The organism is Gordonia sp. (in: high G+C Gram-positive bacteria), assembly GCF_012515855.1.
Lineage (GTDB): Bacteria > Actinomycetota > Actinomycetes > Mycobacteriales > Mycobacteriaceae > Gordonia.
Map to the genome: position 1 here is coordinate 1 of NZ_JAAYXO010000279.1, position 15,893 is coordinate 15,893.

9 protein-coding genes are annotated in these 15,893 nt (G+C 69.6%); 3 read left to right on the top strand and 6 right to left on the bottom strand.

Features of this window, described 5'->3' with window-relative positions:
- Positions 1 to 245: 245 nt before the first annotated feature.
- The gene (locus GX543_RS18570; RefSeq protein WP_290854095.1) at positions 246 to 770 is read left to right on the top strand and encodes a VOC family protein; all 525 of its coding nucleotides are present in this window, start codon (positions 246 to 248) and stop codon (positions 768 to 770) included.
- 41 nt (positions 771 to 811) lie between these two features.
- Positions 812 to 1,702, top strand: coding sequence for an oxidoreductase (locus GX543_RS18575; RefSeq protein WP_290854096.1), 891 nt, complete (start codon positions 812 to 814; stop codon positions 1,700 to 1,702).
- Positions 1,703 to 1,719: 17 nt separating this feature from the next.
- Here GX543_RS18575 and GX543_RS18580 read toward each other — a convergent pair whose 3' ends face one another.
- From GX543_RS18580 to GX543_RS18605, 6 genes are all read right to left on the bottom strand, one after another.
- On the bottom strand, positions 1,720 to 2,907 hold the full coding sequence (locus GX543_RS18580; RefSeq protein WP_290854097.1) for an ABC transporter permease: 1,188 nt from the start codon (positions 2,905 to 2,907) through the stop codon (positions 1,720 to 1,722).
- Positions 2,904 to 4,130 (bottom strand): ABC transporter permease, encoded by a 1,227-nt coding sequence (locus GX543_RS18585; RefSeq protein WP_290854099.1) that lies wholly within the window; start codon positions 4,128 to 4,130, stop codon positions 2,904 to 2,906. The genes GX543_RS18580 and GX543_RS18585 overlap by 4 nt, the downstream gene beginning before the upstream one ends.
- Entirely contained in the window at positions 4,127 to 5,035 is a 909-nt protein-coding gene (locus GX543_RS18590) for an ABC transporter ATP-binding protein (protein WP_290854101.1), read from the bottom strand. Before GX543_RS18590 ends, GX543_RS18585 begins: the two co-directional genes overlap by 4 nt.
- A 182-nt stretch (positions 5,036 to 5,217) precedes the next feature.
- Positions 5,218 to 8,604 carry an arabinosyltransferase domain-containing protein gene (locus GX543_RS18595; protein WP_290854103.1) on the bottom strand — a complete coding sequence of 1,129 codons (3,387 nt, stop codon included), beginning with the start codon at positions 8,602 to 8,604 and terminating at the stop codon, positions 5,218 to 5,220.
- Positions 8,601 to 11,846: an arabinosyltransferase domain-containing protein gene (locus GX543_RS18600; RefSeq protein ID WP_290854109.1), complete on the bottom strand. Its 3,246-nt coding sequence runs from the start codon at positions 11,844 to 11,846 to the stop codon at positions 8,601 to 8,603. Before GX543_RS18600 ends, GX543_RS18595 begins: the two co-directional genes overlap by 4 nt.
- 174 nt (positions 11,847 to 12,020) lie before the next feature.
- Positions 12,021 to 15,347, bottom strand: coding sequence for an arabinosyltransferase domain-containing protein (locus GX543_RS18605; RefSeq protein WP_290854105.1), 3,327 nt, complete (start codon positions 15,345 to 15,347; stop codon positions 12,021 to 12,023).
- Between the two features lie 126 nt (positions 15,348 to 15,473).
- Here GX543_RS18605 and aroQ point away from each other — a divergent pair.
- On the top strand, positions 15,474 to 15,893 hold a 420-nt coding region (aroQ, locus tag GX543_RS18610), incomplete at its 3' end, for a type II 3-dehydroquinate dehydratase (protein ID WP_290854107.1).

A 15,893-nucleotide genomic window follows, 5' to 3' on the forward strand; every position in this document is an offset into this window, starting at 1 on the left:
CGCGTCGCCTGGCGACCCGTCACCCAGGGCAAGGGGCGCGACTGGCGCGTCAACCACATCCACCACGCGGAACTACTGCCCGACCAGGGCCCGCACGCCCCACCCGACCCGAAGGGGTCGCGGGTCGAGGCCTACCTGGCCAAACTCGTCGCCTGACCGGTGAAACACCGCCGGCCAGGGGCACCCGCATGCCCGATGCGCTGAAACCGGTAGAAATGAAGCGATCCCGAACCCAGGAGCAGAGAATGTCTATCCGGAGCCTCAACCACGCGGTCCTCTACGTGTCGGACGTTGATCGCAGCGTCGAGTTCTATACGGAGGTCCTCGGCTTCGTGAAGCTGCCGGTGGCCTTTCCCGGTGTCGCATTTCTCCGCGGTGCCAACTCTGCCAATGACCATGACCTGGGCTTGTTCCGGGCTTCTGCGGCGCGTCCGGTCACCGGGGCTGTCGGGCTGTACCACCTGGCCTGGGAGGTGGAGACCCTGGCCGACATGGTGTCCGTCGGAGAGCGGATGTCGAAGGCGAACGCCTTGACCGGGGCATCCAACCACGCCGCGACAAAGGCGCTGTACGGCCGGGACCCGGACGGCATCGAGTTCGAGGTGACGTGGCTGGTTCCCGACGCCCAGGTGGCAGACGAGTTGGTTCCGGGAGTACCGCCGACCCGCCCGCTGGACCTGGAGGCGGAGATAGCGAAGTACGGAGCGAACACGCCCGGCGGGCCGCGCACCGATCTCAGCGTCTACGCGCGGCTGATGACCGAGGGTTAGTGTGTGCACCGCAGTCGGATCTGGTGGTACGACTGGAGTGTATGAGCAGCGACGAGATGAAATGGACGTCCGCCGATCTACCGTCCTTCGACGGCAAGACCGTCGTGGTGACCGGAGCGAACAGCGGCCTCGGCCTGGTGGCCGCCCGACACTTCGCGCGAGTCGGCGCCAAGGTGGTCCTCGCCGTCCGTGAGCCGACGCGGGGCCGGGCCGCGGCGAGCACCATCGACGGCGACACCGAACTGCGCAGACTCGACCTCGCCGATCTGGCGTCGGTACGACAGTTCGCGGACGAATGGGCCGGCGACCTCGACGTGCTGGTGAACAACGCGGGCGTGATGAATCTGCCGGAGGGCCGGACGACCGACGGTTTCGAGACCCAGTTCGGCACCAACCACCTCGGACACTTCGCGCTGACGAACCTGCTGCTTCCGCACGTGACCGACCGTGTCGTCACGATGTCGTCGATCATGCACCGGTCGGGCGCGATCGAGCTGAGCGACCTCAACTGGGAACGCCGCGACTACAGCCGTGGTGCGGCATACGGTCAGTCGAAGCTGGCCAATCTGCTGTTCTCGCTGGAACTCCAGCGGCGGCTCACCACGGCCGGATCGTCGGTCCGGTCGTTGGCCGCGCACCCCGGATACGCGTCGACCAACCTGCAGACCCGCACCGGCAACGCTCTGTTCGACGCGGCCGGTCGCGTGGGCAACAAGGTCATCGCGCAGTCGGCCGAGGCCGGTGCCTGGCCGATGCTGTTCGCCGCCAGCCAGGACCTGCCGGGCGGCGCGTATGTCGGTCCCGACCAGATGCGCGAGATGCGGGGGCATCCCGCGCTCGCCGGCCGCACCGCGCGTGCTTCCGACACGGCGTTGGCCGAGAAGCTGTGGGCGGCGTCCGAGGATCTGACGGGAGTCCGCTTCGGACTCTGAGCCGATGAGCGGCTGTCCTACCGGCCGCGCAGGGCCTTCGCCCAACTCAGCTTGGCTCCGCTGTAGAGGACGCTGTGCCGGTAGACGCGCGCCGCGACGAGGATGACCCCGACCGTGGCGACCGTCATCACGGCGGTCGGCCCGATCGCGTCGACCATCGACAGGTCGCCGAGTGCGATGCGGATCGGCACCGTGGAGACCGAGAACGGCGGGATCCAGGTCAGGTACGGAGCAAGGGCCGACTCCGGTTCGAGCACCACGAAGAGTCCCGAGTAGATGCTGATGAACGCGAACATGGTGATCGGCGTGACCGTGGCGGCACTGTCTTCGACGCGGGAGACCAGCGATCCGGCGGCGGCGAACAGCGCGGCGAAGAACAGGTACCCGAGGATGAAGCCGACCACGGCGACGGCCGCGGTCGAGAGGGCGACGGTCGGCAGCGACAGCAGCCCCAGCGCCGTCGCGGTGATCACTCCGGCCACCGCGAACAGCACGAGCTGAAGCAGATTGACGATGCCGATTCCGGCGATCTTGCCCGCCATCAACTGCCCCGGCCGGACCGTGGCGAGCAGGATCTCGACGATCCGCGACGACTTCTCCTCGATCACGCCGGTCGACACCGCGGGCCCCGCCTGCATGATCGTGTAGGTCAGCAGGATGAGGCCGATCATCGCGATGGCGATGCGTTCGTACTTCTCGCGATCGGCGGAGTCGCTCGCCCGTTCCACGGTGACCTCCGAAGCGGCGGCGACGGCGGCGGGGTCGATGCGAGCGTCGGCCAGCGCCGTCTGGACCTGGGCCCCGGTGAGACCGCTGCGGATCGCGGCCTGGACCTGACTGCTGAGGTCGGACTCGCTGTACACGCTGACCGCGCCGTCGGTCACGACGATCGCGGCATCGGCCGAGCCGTGGTCCACGCGGGCCTTGGTCTCGGCCGCAGGCACCTCGACGATGTGGATCGGTGAACCGATCTGCGTGCCGACCGCGGTGATCGCGTCGCGCTGTTGCGTCGACAGCCCGGACGAGACGACGGATACGAGGGGCGGGGCGTCCTCGTCGCGGTCGACGACGAACGACAGCACGATGCTGCCGCCGATGGCGATCAGCAGCATGATCGCGGTGCTGACGACGAACGCCTTGGTCTTGACGCGCGCCTGGATCTCACGCACGGTGATGAGCTTGATCATGGTGAATCCGCCGGTCATGCCGTCGCTCCCTTCTCCGTCGCGCCGAGCCCGAGGGCGTCGCGCCAGCCGACGCGGGCGCCGACGTTCAGCACCGACCGCTGGTAGATGCGACCGGCCGCGGCCACGGCGAGGGCGGTCACGACCACCATCACCGCGATCGATCCGACGATCTCGTACACGGATGCACTGCCGTCGGCGATGCGGAGCGGTTGGATGCCCGCTGAGAACGGGGGGATCCAGGCGAGCCACTGGAACAGGGTGGAGTCGGGGGTCCCCGCGCCGAACAGGACGGCGTAGAACGTGCCGAGTGCCGCCGCGGTGAGCGGCCAGGTGGTGCTGTTGAGTTCCTCCTGCCGCGACAGCATCGCACCCGTCGCGGCATACAGCACCGCATAGAACAGGAAGCCCAACACCAGCCAGATCAGCGATGCGGCGATCACGGTGCCCGCCACGGCGAACGAGCCGACCAGCCCGGTCGCGACCGCTGCCGCGAGTCCGACGGCGGCGGTGAGCAGGGTGCTGCCAATCATCACCACACCGATGCCCAGAATCTTGCCCCAGAGCAGTCGGGCGGGCTTGATTGTGGCCAGCAAGATCTCGACGATGCGCGAGGTCTTCTCCTCGATGATGCCGGCCGCGACGGCCATGCCGCCGCCGAAGACGGTCAGGATCAGCAGCATCACGCCGACCGTCGCCGTGAGCATCCGGTCATCGCGGTCGGGGTCGACCGGTTCGGGCTGGACGGCCGTGCGAAAGTCGATCGGCGGCGGCGCGGTGACGGCGGGATCGGTCCCGGCCTCGCGCAGCGCACCGGTGATCGCGGCGTCCGCGACGCCCGCTCGGAGTGCGGCCTCCACCTCCCGGTCGAGCGTGTCTCCGGGGCTGTAGATGCGGTAGCCGTCGCCGTCGCGCACCAGCGCGGCGTCCACGTCGCCCGCGGACGCCTTCTCTCGCGCGTCGGCGGTGGCGCCGGTGAACTTCACCGTGAGCCCGAGCTGTTCTCCGGACGAGACGATCGACGCCTGGACCTCGGGCGAGACGCCGGACTGGGCGATCGTGGTGGGCTCGGGGCCGTCGTCGCTGCCGCCCGACGCGGCGGCGACCACGATGACGAGCCCGACGATGAAGAGCAGCGAGAGCACCGTTCCGATGGCGAACGACTTGGCTCGCACGCGGGTGCTGATCTCGCGCCCGGCGACCAGTGAGATGTCGGTCCAGGCCGACTTCTGCGTGGTGTTCACGAGGCGGTCACGACCTCGCGGAACAGCTCGGTCAACTCGGGCGTCGTGGTAGCGAACCGGTGAACCGGGCCGGTCGCGAGTGCGGCCTGCAGGATCTGCTGGTCGTCGTAGCCGTCGTCGACCGACAGGATGGTGGTGGTGCCGTACTCGGTGCGGGTGACGCCGGGCAGGCCGTCGGCCCAGCCGGATGCCGCGGCCGGAGCCTCCACCTCGAGGTGAACGCCGCCGCTGCGGCGCAGCTCGTCGACCGAGCCGAGCGCGCGCATCTCGCCCTTGGCGATGATCCCGACCGTGTCGCACAGGCGCTGGACCAAGTCGAGCTGGTGGCTGGAGAAGATGACCGGCACGCCCTGCTGGGCCTTCTCGGTGAGCACGTCGCTCATCACGTCGACGGCCACCGGGTCCAGACCGGAGAACGGCTCGTCGAGCACCAGCACGTCGGGGTCGAAGACCAGGGCGGCGGCGAGCTGGACGCGCTGCTGGTTGCCGAGCGAGAGGTCGGAGACGTTGTCGCCGATGCGGGAGTCGATGCCGAGGCGTTCGGTCCAGTACGCGGTGCGCTCGGCGGCGTCGGCGCTCGACAGCCCGTGCAGGCGCGCCAGATAGATCAACTGCTCGCCGACCTTCATCTTCGGGTACAGGCCGCGTTCCTCGGGCATGTACCCGATCCGACGTCGTACATCGGCGTCGACGTCGCGGCCGCCGAAACTGACGCGACCGGAGTCGGCGGCGAGCACGCCGAGAATGATCCGCATGGTGGTCGACTTGCCTGCGCCGTTGGAGCCGACGAAACCGAAGATCTCGCCGGCCGCGACCGCGAAGCTCACGTCTCGGAGGGCGACGAGATCACCGAACCGCTTGTTGAGCCCCGCGACTGCGAGACCATTCGGTTCCGATGCGTTCATGGATTCCTCCGGAGATGGCGTGGCGTGACTGCTCCACCCTCTCAACTCGCCGGGCAGGATCAAGCCGACCCGGCGGGGCCCCGGTGTCGATCTCGCATCATCTGGGTGAACGACAGATGAGGAGGGGCCGCCCCGACGACATATCGTCTGGACGGCCCCGGTCGGACAGACCTCGGTTCGGGCTAGTAGCCCTTCGACCGCATCGGCGCCGGGTTGTACAGGCCGCTCACCCGGTGTGTTCCGTGGACCATCTCCGCGGGCTCGGCCTCGACCACCATCGAGAAACGCTCCAGACCACCCCAGTCACGTCCCCAGTTGTTCCGCAGATACGTGGACACCAGGGTGTGGTTGAGGAGGCCCTCGGTGATGCCGAGCGGACCGCCGTTGACGCCCGCGGACCAGGTCTGGGTGTTGCGCTTGGTGGCCTCGGCGTCGGGCATGATGCGCCAGTCGGGCACCTCGAGAATGCCGTAACTGACCGCCATCGGCCGCTGACACGGGAACACCAGGCCCGGCATCCAGTCGATGAAGACCGGATCCGTGCGGCCGACGACCTCGTTGAGGGTGCGCAGTGCCGGGACGCGAGGCGGAGTGAAGGCCACCCACTCGTTGATGGCCGCCGCGTCGTCGAGCACATTCAGGCGGACGAGGTTGGCGCGGGGCGGAGCGTCCTTGAGGGCGAACCGCATGTTGCGCCAGTACTTCTTCTCCATCGCGTCGATGGGCATCAGACCGCGCCCGAGCTGGGTGACCTTGCCGTTCGCTTCGCGTCGACCGAACTCGGCGACGAGTCGACGGCCGGGATTGATGCCGCCGAGACCGTTGACGGCCTCGATGGAACCGGCGGCGGAGACGGTGACGAGCGGCTTGTCGGCAGGCGCCTGGCCGGCCTCGAACCCGAGGTCGTACCAGTCGGTGACGACGCTGTTGACGCCCGGAGCTCGGTAGCTGCCCAGCACCGGGGTGGTGGCCGGGTCGAGCCCGTACGGCAGTCGGACCGCGTTCGGCGCACTGGTGGGCGTCGACTCCGCCGCCGTGCCGGTCTCGTCTTCCACCGTGCCGTCATCGGTCTCGTCCTCGTCCGCGCCCGGCGCGTCGGTGCCGCCGCCCGCGGTCGGAGCGGCGTCGGCGGGATCGGTCTCCTCGTCCGGGCCGTTCTTCTCCTCGAGCGGGTCGATGTACGTGTCGGCGGGCACGCCGTCGGGCGTGAACCCGACGTTCTGGCCGGCCAGCGCGGCGCGCGGCGACGGCGCGGGGCGGCCGTCGACGGCGGCCGGTTTCAGCAGGGCTGCGTTCGGGTCGGCTTCGACGAGGACGTCGTTGGCCAGACCGCACTCGTCGCCGGTGAGCGCACGGACATTCGACTTGGTCCACGACCAGCTGTCGCGCTGGACCCAGGCGCCCTTGGCGAACGAGGCGAGCATGAAGAGCACCAGGAGGCCGGCGATCACCGGCAGCGGCGACACCTTGAAGCGAGCCAGACCGGTGCGGGCCGACTCGGTGCGGGTGGCCTCGTCGACGTAGTCGTCGCGGAAGTGGTACCAGAGGCCGAAGCCTGCGGTGACCAGTGCGAAGAACAGGACGATCCAACTGAGGTTGATGCCCGCGATCGCTACCGGACGGTCCCACCAGGGGACTCCGTAGCTGCCGACGTACCACCACATGTTGGTTCCGGCGGCCGACACCGCCGTCACCAGCAGCACCGCGGAAGCGAAGAACGCGCGGTTGCGGCGCGACCGCAGCAGGGCCGGCGACATCATCGAGGCGACAGCCGCACACAGCGCCGCACCGATCGCCGCGTAGATGCCGAAATGGTGCGTCCACTTGGTGGGCGTGAACGAGGTGAAGAACATGGTGCCGACGATGACGGCGATCAGCCGCCACATCGGCGCGCGGGCGATGCCGTTCGGCGAATGGCGCGACGCGAGCCGGAAGATCGCGACCAGCAGGGCCAGGATCATCATCAGGATGCCGAAGCGACGCGGGAACGTGCCGTCGCCGGTCTGCAGCATCAGGAAGTAGTACCGGACCGGTTCCTGCCACCACTGCTCGGTGGGGCCGACCTCGGTGGCGACCTTGTTGCCCTCGAGCAGCGGCGCCAGCGCCTGCGCGTAGAAGATCATGAAGAGCACGGCGGTGCCCGCGGCCATGATCGGTGCGATCATCGGCAGCAGACCGTCCCGGTGACGGCGTCCGACGATGCCCTTGACCACCCCTCGCAGTCCCGCCACCAGGGCCGCGGCGGCCATCAGGCCGCCGGGTGCCAGCGCCAGGGTGAAGGCCGCGGTGATCGCGGCGATCGCGTACGGCAGCAGTCGTCGGGTGGCGATCGCGCGTTCGACGCACGCCCAGGTCAACAGTGCGCCGACGGCTTCGGCGGGCTCGGGGCGGATGCCGTTGTTGTACGGCATCCAGATGGCCAGGAACACCATCGCGCCGGTCCAGACGGCGGCCGGGCTGTTGCGGACCGCGCGGCCCAGACGCGGCAGGATCTCGCGACTGATGATCCACCAGCCGAGCAGACCGAGGAGGAACGCGGGCAGTCGCAGCCACGGGGTCGCGACCGAGATGTTGGTCATCCACGACAGCACCTGGAAGTGCCAGCCGAAGGGGTCCTGGGGGACACCGAAGTACCGGAAGTAGTTGTCGGCGTAGCCGGCTTCCTCGGTGATTCGGGCGACGGTGATGTTGTAGCCGTCGTCGGAGGTGTTGCCGCCGATCAGCCACCACAGGGCCAGGACCGCGAAGACGACGACGTCCGGTCCGCGGATGGTGAACCATCCGGCGGGCAGGAAGCGGCGGTGACCGCGCCCGTCGCGGGCGTCGAGCACGCCGAGGGCCAGCAGCGACAGCAACGTCGCGATGATGCCGACGATGATCGCGGCCAGCTTCAGCGGGGTCGGGGAGTTCACGAAGCGGGTGTCGACGGTGGCGTTGAGCGAGAGCCCGTCGCGCGAGGCGTCCTTCGGAAGGTCGGAGAAGACGCCGATGATCTGCGGGCGCATGTCCGGATCGTCGGTGCGGTAGGAGGTGTCGTCGCCCGCGGGGACACCCTCGATCGAGGCGGTGACACCGTCGCCGTCACCGGACATCACGAAGCGGCAGTCGGGGTTGCGCTGTGCCGCCGCGCGGTCGGTCGAGAGCAGGACCACGTCGCGGACGATCATGCTGATCGTGGTGTCGGTGGCGCGAACGAACAGGCCGCGTGCGGTGGCCTGGCGACCCTGCCGCGGGACCGTCGAGAGCAGCACGCCGCCCTCGGCGGGCAGATCACGTGCCAGCGCGCACGGCACCGATGCGTCCATCTCGGTCGGCACGAAGGCGACCATCGGCGCGGTCACGTTGGTGATGGCGTCGTTCTGCGGCCAGTGCAGCTCGGACGTCTTCTGATCGATCGGGAGGATCGGCGTCAGCGCGGCGAGGACGAAGCCGAGCAGACCGGCGACGGCCGCCACCAGCTTGGCGAGGCGGTAGTCGTCGGCCTTCAGCAGGCGCAGCCGGTCGGGCCGCGTGGACTGCGGATTCTGGTTCACGGTCACCGTTTCTTCAGTCGCGTCACGGTCGGTCATTTGGTCGGCTCCACGCGAATCGATCCGGTCCGCGACCAGCCCCACATGCGGACCTGGTCGGTGCGCACGGCGGCCGGGACGGCGTCCGGGCTCAGCGGCGTCTGCTTCTCGAGCGATCCCCAGTCGCGGTGCCAGTCGTCGCGCAGATAGGTCGGGATCGTCACCTGCGAGGTGGTGGCCTCGGTGATGGCCAGCAGGCCGCCGGAGTTCGCCGCCATCCAGGTCCGCGACTGCGAGTTGGCCGTCACGTAATCGGGCAGGATGCGCCAGTCGGGCACCTCAGCCACACCGTTCCGGATCGCCAGCGGCCGCTGGCACGGGAAGTGCGCGGCGACGGGGAAGTCGATCAGCACCGGGTCCTCCGAACCCACCAGTTGCTGCAGGGTCTGCAGTTCGGGGGCGCGTGGAGGCGTGATGCCGATGAACTGCATGGGCCCCAGGTTGGTGTCGGCCAACGACAGACGCATCACCTCGGCCTGCGCGGGCACGGCCGTCATCGGGATGCGCAGGTTGCGCCACGGACGGTTGGGGATCACCGGTCCGGGATCGATCGGAATCACTTCCGGGCCCACCTGGACGAACTCGCCGTCGGCGCCCTTCTTACCGAACTGTGCCACCAGCTTCTGGCCGAATGTCGGCTGTCCGTCGACGTTGAGGGTCGAGACGGCTCCGGCCGTCGCGAAGGCGATGATCGGCGACGCGTCGCGGGCCGGGAGGTCGTACCAACCGGTGGTCAGGTACGCATTGGCGGCGAAACCGTAGCTGCCGAGCACCGGGGTGGTCTTGGGATTCAGCCCGAAGGGCAGGGCGACGGTGGAGCCGTTGACGGTCTCCGGGCCGCGACCGCCGGTGGTGCCCGCCCCGAGGCCGCCGATGATGGCGAACGGCTTCGAGGTGGAGCCGCCCACGTGCATCTGCCCGGCTCGGGCACTGCGGTTGTCCGGGCTGAGGTCGTCGGGGATGCCGTTGGGCGTGAAGCCCACCGGCTTGGTCCCGGTCAACGCGGCCGTCGCCGACAGACCGTCGGCGGGCGTCAGCATGCCGGCATTGGGATCGGCCTCGGCGAGGACCTGATCGGCCATCCCGCACGGCTCGCCGGTCAGGGCGTCGATGTTGTTGCTGGCCACGGTCATCGCGGGATCGCGGACCACGGCGGCACGACCGAAGGCGACGACGGTGGCGACCACCATCAGCGCCGCGATCACCAGGAGCGGGGTCGACGCGAGCGCGATGCGACGACGATCAGCGGGACTGTCCTCGGCGCCCTCGGCGTGGTGGGCCAGACCCGGGTTGGCGACGTAGTCCGACCGCAGATGCAGCCACAGGGTGGCGGCCACCGCGACCACCGCCAGTGCCAGCAGCACGCTCGACACCTCGATGCCCGCCACCACCGGCGCGATGTTGAACCACGGGATGCCGAAGTTGTACGCGTACGGCCAGGCGTTGGTGCCCGCCGACGCGGCGGCGAGCGCGAACAGCAGGCCCGCTGTCAGCGCGGCCAGATTGCGGAGCGAGCGAGCGCTGCTCTGGGCGATGGTGATGGCCGCGAGTCCGGCCAGCGCCGCGCCGAGCCCGGCGAGGACGCCGAGCTGGATCGTCCACTTGGTCGGAGTCGCGAACAGCAGCAGCAGGCTGACGCCGAAGGCGCCGATCAGCCGCCACGTGGGCGCGGACGCCACGCCCTTGATGCCGCCCCGGCGCAGCAGGACGGCAGCCACCAGGAAGGCGGCCACAAACGTCAGCAGCACGGGGATCCGGCGCGCCAGCGCGCCGTCGGGCGTGCCGACGGACAGGAAGTAGTAACGCAGGAACTCCTGGTGCCACGGGACGATGGGGCCGGTCTGATACCGGGTCTTCATCGCTTCGAGGACGGTCATCAGGGTCTGGTCGCGGAACACGATGACGGCGACGACGGTCGCGGCCGCCGCGATCGGGGCCAGCAGAGCAGTCAGCCCGGCTTCGCGGCGGCGGTCGATCAGGATGTGCAGCATCGGGCGCGCCGCGACCAGCAGGATCGCGATGCCGACGATGCCCTGCGGCGCGACGGCGATGGTCAGCGCGGCGGTGGTCGCGGCCAGTGCGGCGGGCAGCATGCGGCGGCGACTGATCGCGAGCTCGGTGGCCCACCAGGTCAGCAGCGAACCGAGGACGATGATCCCCTCGCCACGCAGACCGGAGCAGAACGGCAGCCAGAACGCCAGGAACACCGCACCGGTGGTCCAGGCGGCCCAGGCGTTCTTCGCGACCGCGTCGCCCAGCCGCGGGAGCACCACGCGGGAGAGGATGAACCACGACGCGATGCCGGCGGCCAGCTGCGGCAGATGCATCCAGATGATGGTCGGGGAGACCTCGGCCCAGCGGGCCAGGAAGCTGTAGTACCAGTCGAACGGCGCCTCGGCGATGCCGTAGAAGCGGTAGTAGTTGGCCATGTAGCCGGCGTCGGCCGCGGTGCGGCCCATGGTGAGGATGTAGCCGTCGTCCGGTGCGCCCGCGCCCAGGACGGTCCACAGGAGCAGGATGCCGCCGACCGCGAGATCGGAGACGCGCAGACGCAGACGCGTCAGGAAGCGGCCGCTGTGTTCGACGAGCGAGCCGGTGCAACCGTGAATGCGGTCGAGGCACCACAGCGCGAACAGTGCGATCAGCGTCGCGAGGACGGCGATGATCATCGCGATCACCTTGATCGCGCTCGGTGTGCTCTCGTAGCGATTGTCGATCGTGATGTTCGCCCGGATCCCGTTGCCCGCAGCCGTGATCTCGGCGGTGGTCAGCGTGGTGAACAGGCCGTCGACCTGCGGACGCTTGTCGGCCTCGAGGAGCTTGGCGGGAGCCAGCCCGACGAACTCGGCCCCGGTGGCGGTGGCGGACGAGAAGATGCGCAGCTTACTGCACTTGCCAGCGGCGATGTCGGCGCGCGAGGCCGTGGCGGCCACGTTGCTGCGGAACAGGACCGTCACTCCGGTCTCCGTCGCGGAGACCGTCAACTGCTTGTTGGCGGCCTTCTGCGCGCCGGGCGGCATCGTCGACAGAACGGTCGCCTTCGTCGGCAGCGATGCCAGCACGCGGCAGTCGATCGTGATGTCGATGTCCTTGGCCGTCTGCGCGATCAACGGCGCGACGATCGACGGATCGTCGGCGTTCAGCGTCTGTCCCTGGGGCCACGAGATGGTGGCCGCGGTGTTCGACACCGGCAGCAGCGGCGTCACGACGGCGGCGACCACCGCGAGCAAGCCTGCGACCATGGCGACGAGGCGGGCGGTCGAAGCCGTCAACGGGCTTGACCTGCGGTCTGGCTCGACGTCGGGCGAAGTGGGTATCGGGTCTGGCACGCCCTCTGACGTTAGTCGACGGAGCGCGTCCCAACCCAACTGACGAGTAAGTTTCGACCCAATCGAGACCCTCCGACGGACGGCGCGTCAGTACCGGATCGGGGAGGGGCTCCAGAGGCCGCTGCGGACCTGCTCGCTGTAGTCGATCTGGGCGGGGACGGCGTCGTCGTACGGGGTGTAGCGCTCGAGTGCGCCCCAGTCCCGTCCGATGTCGCCGCTGAGGTACGTCGCGACGGTGTCGGCCCGCTGCGACACGTCGAGCCAGCCCAGTGGGCCGCCGCCCAGGGCGCCCTGCCACGCGCTGACCGCGGCGAGATCGGCGCCGGGGCGCACCCGCCACTTGGGGATCTCGGCGACGCCCGCGTGGAAGTTGAACGGCCGCTGGCAGGGCACGAACAAGCCGGAGGTCCAGTCGACGTGCGTCGGGTCGGTGCTGCCGACCGTCTCCTGCAGTGTGGTCATCTTCGGCAGGCGCGGCGGGGTCACCGCCATGAAGTGGTCGGCGGCGAGGTCGTAGTCGGTGGCCGAGATGCGGACGGCGGTGAGGTCGTCGGGCAGTGACGCGGTGTCGATGCGGACGTTCCGCCACGACGGACGCGGTCCGGGGTCGATCAAACCGATCGACCCGGTGGAGGCGATGTCGTCGTCCTTGGCTCCGGCGGGGAACTTCTCGTCGGTGTACTCGAGTTTGAGGTTGGCCGACGGGAAGATGCCCGCCGCGGACAGGGTGATGAGCGGGAAGTCCTTGTAGTCCGCGGGCAGGCGGTACCACCCCGAGGTCAGCGTCGACGGGCTCTGCTGCTCGGCGTTGTAGCTGCCCATCACCGCGGTGCGCGCGGGGTCGAGCTCGAACGGGAGCTTGGCGTGGCTGCCGTTGACCCCGGCGGTCGCGGTGGTGCCGCCGCCCGTGCCGCCGCTGTTGGCGATCAGCAGATCGGGGTCGTAACTCGCGTCGCGCGCCAGCACACCCAGCGATCCGGACGACGCCTTGGTGAGGACCTCGTCGGGGATCCCGTCGGGGGTGAAACCGGCGGTCGGACCGCGGTCGGAGTCCTCGCGCGAGTGCGTCGGCGAACCGGCGAGGGGATCCTTCAGCGTCGTGTCGACCGGGTCGAGGAGGTAGTCGCTCGGATCGGTCTCCACGAGCACCTTGTCGGCCATGCCGCAGGGCTCGCCCGCCAGGGCCGCGAAATTGGAGCGCGGCACCGAGAAGGAGTCGCTCTGGTGCACGCCCGCCATGGCGGCGGTCCAGATCAGGAAGGCCACTGTCACGCCGGCGACGATCCCGAGCGGCGCTGATGCCACGAAGCGCGTGGTGGCTACCGCCGCGCGGCGCAGCCGGGAGGGATGCGCGGTGGTGCGCGGCTCCGGATCGGCGCCGGTGAACGGCTCGCGGAAGTGGAACCACAGGGCCAGCAGCAGCAGCGCGAGTGCCGCGTAGAGGAGGATGTCGCCCAGCGGCATGCCTGCGACGTGCACCTGCGCGGTGCCCCACGGCATGCCCCAGGCCGAGGCGTAATACGAGGAGTTCGACGCGGTCATCGCCAACGCCGAGACGAACAGCACCAGGGCTCCGAAGATGGTGCGGTTGCGGCGGGAATGGGTCGACTGCGCGCTGGCTGCGATGGTCGCCAGGGCGGCGAGCGCGGCCGCGAGGCCGGCGAACACGCCGAAGTGATGCGTCCACTTGGTGGGGGTGAACATCAGGAACAGCAGCGACCCGAAGGTGATTCCGACGATCCGCCGCGACGGCCCGAGCGCGGTGCCGGGAATGCGGGACTTCCGGATCAGGACCGCGCCCGCGATCGTCATGCCGAGCACCATGGTGAGCACCGCGAAGCGGCGGGCGATGGAGCCGTCGGCGGAGAACGCGAACAGCGAGGAGTAGCGGTCGATCTCGTTGTACCAGTTCAGCGAGGGGCCGAGCGCGGTCTTCATGGCCGAGGCCTCGGTGAACGAGCTCAGCGTGAGCTTGGAGAAGACGACGAAGATGACGAACGTCCCGGCCGCGACGATGGGCGCCAGCATGCTCGCGTACGCCGCCGTCGCACCGCGGCCGGTGGTGGCGTCGACGTCGATCGCGCGACGTCGCAGGGCCAGGAACACCGGTCGCGCGCCGGCCACCAGCGCGGCGATGGCCAGGACGCCCGTCGGACCGGCGGCGATGCTGAACGCACCCGCGGTGCACGCGATGGCGGCAGGCAGGAGGCGGCCGGTGGCGATGGCGCGTTCCACCGAGCACCAGGTCAGGAGGGCGCCGAGGCAGATGATCGGCTCGGGGCGCAGGCCGTTGTTGAACGGGAACCACGCGACCAGGAACACGGCGGCGGCGGTCCACGGCACGGCGGCACGGACCCGGGCGGCGCGGCCGATCCGCGGGAGCACCTCGTGGCTGATGATGAGCCAGCTGATGATGCCGCAGGCCAGGGCCGGGAGCCGCATCCACGGGCTCGCGACGCTCACGTGGCTGAGCAGGCCGAAGACCTCGTAGTACCAACCGAACGGGGCCTCCGGGGCGCCGAACCAGCGGAAGTAGTTGGCGGTGTAATCGCTCTCCTGCGCCACCCGCGACATCGTCATCAGGTAGCCGTCGTCGGAGGTGTTGGGGCCGATCAGGTGCCACACCACGAGCAGGCCGATCACGGTCCAGTCGCGCGGATTCAGTCGCCACCAGCGGGCCGGGAAGATGCGGCGGTGCCCGCGGCGGTCGGTCGCGTCGAGCCGGGCGAGGGCGGCCAGCGAGATCAGCGTGCACAGCACACCGATGATGATCGCCAACCACTTCGTGATGGTCGGGGCCGTGGTGTACCGGGAGTCGACGGTCATGTGGGCCCGCAGGCCGGGCAGTGCCGATGCCGGTCCGCTCAGCTGGGTGAACAGGCCCGTGACCTGCGGTCGTTGATCGCCGCCGGGCACGTTGTCGGTGCCGGTCTCGGCCTTGCGCGGGTCGCCCGCGGAGTCGGTGAGGCCGACGAACTCGGCCGAGACGGAGTCGGACGTCGCGCGGATCTCGAGGGTCTGGCAGGCGGCCGACCGGACTTCGGAGAGCGGTGCGGAGAGGATCGGGATGTTGCGGGTGACGACCTCGACGGTCGGCTCGCTCGAGTTGGTGACGCGCGCGAACAGGCCGCGGTCGGAGGCCTTCGGCGCCGACGGCGAGGTGGTCGAGAGCAACACCGTCTTGCCCTGCGGGAGGTCGTCGACGGCCCGGCAGGGGATGTCGACCTCGAGGTCGATGGGCGCGTACGAGAACAGCGGCGACGAGATCGACTCCACGGTCGCGTTCTGCGGCCAGCTGATCTCCGCGACGGTCTGCTTGACCGGCATCAACGGGGTGGCGAGGGCCAGCAGAACGCCCAGGACACCGGTGATGATCGCGGTTATCTGGGCCCGTCGGACGCTGAAGGCTGGCACAGGTGGTCATCCTAGCCGGGTGGTCGTCCTCGTACTGTCGGGAGTTGCGCTCCGCCCGGGGCTCGACGGCGCTGCGCGGAGTCGACATCCCGCCGTTCGGGGAGCCGCGACAGTAGAGTTCCAGTCATGTCGACGACTGCCTCCCCTGCGCTGCCGATCCTGCTGCTCAACGGGCCCAACCTGAACACGCTGGGGGTCCGACAGCCGGAGGTCTACGGCTCGGACACGCTCGACGACGTGGTCGCGCTGGTGGAGCGCACGGCCGCCGAACGCGGGCTGTCGGTGATCGCGCTGCAGACCAATCACGAGGGCGAGATGATCGACGCGATCCACGCCGCGCGCGGGACGGTGGGCGGCATCGTCATCAATCCGGGTGGGTGGACGCACACGTCGGTGGCATTGGCCGACGCCCTGGTGGTGCCCGAGGTGCCGATCATCGAGGTGCACATCAGCAACGTGCACGCCCGCGAGGCCTTCCGGCATCACTCGTACATCTCGCCGATCGCGGCCGGGGTGATCGCGGGCTGCGGCATCGACGGGTACGCA

Excerpts from the sequence above, each read along its gene's own strand:
- GX543_RS18570 (WP_290854095.1), top strand. The coding sequence starts at position 246 with ATGTCTATCCGGAGCCTCAACCACGCGGTCCTCTACGTGTCGGACGTT.
- GX543_RS18575 (WP_290854096.1), top strand. The coding sequence starts at position 812 with ATGAGCAGCGACGAGATGAAATGGACGTCCGCCGATCTACCGTCCTTC.
- GX543_RS18580 (WP_290854097.1), bottom strand. The coding sequence starts at position 2,907 with ATGACCGGCGGATTCACCATGATCAAGCTCATCACCGTGCGTGAGATC.
- GX543_RS18590 (WP_290854101.1), bottom strand. The coding sequence starts at position 5,035 with ATGAACGCATCGGAACCGAATGGTCTCGCAGTCGCGGGGCTCAACAAG.
- GX543_RS18595 (WP_290854103.1), bottom strand. The coding sequence starts at position 8,604 with ATGACCGACCGTGACGCGACTGAAGAAACGGTGACCGTGAACCAGAAT.
- GX543_RS18600 (WP_290854109.1), bottom strand. The coding sequence starts at position 11,846 with ATGGTCGCAGGCTTGCTCGCGGTGGTCGCCGCCGTCGTGACGCCGCTG.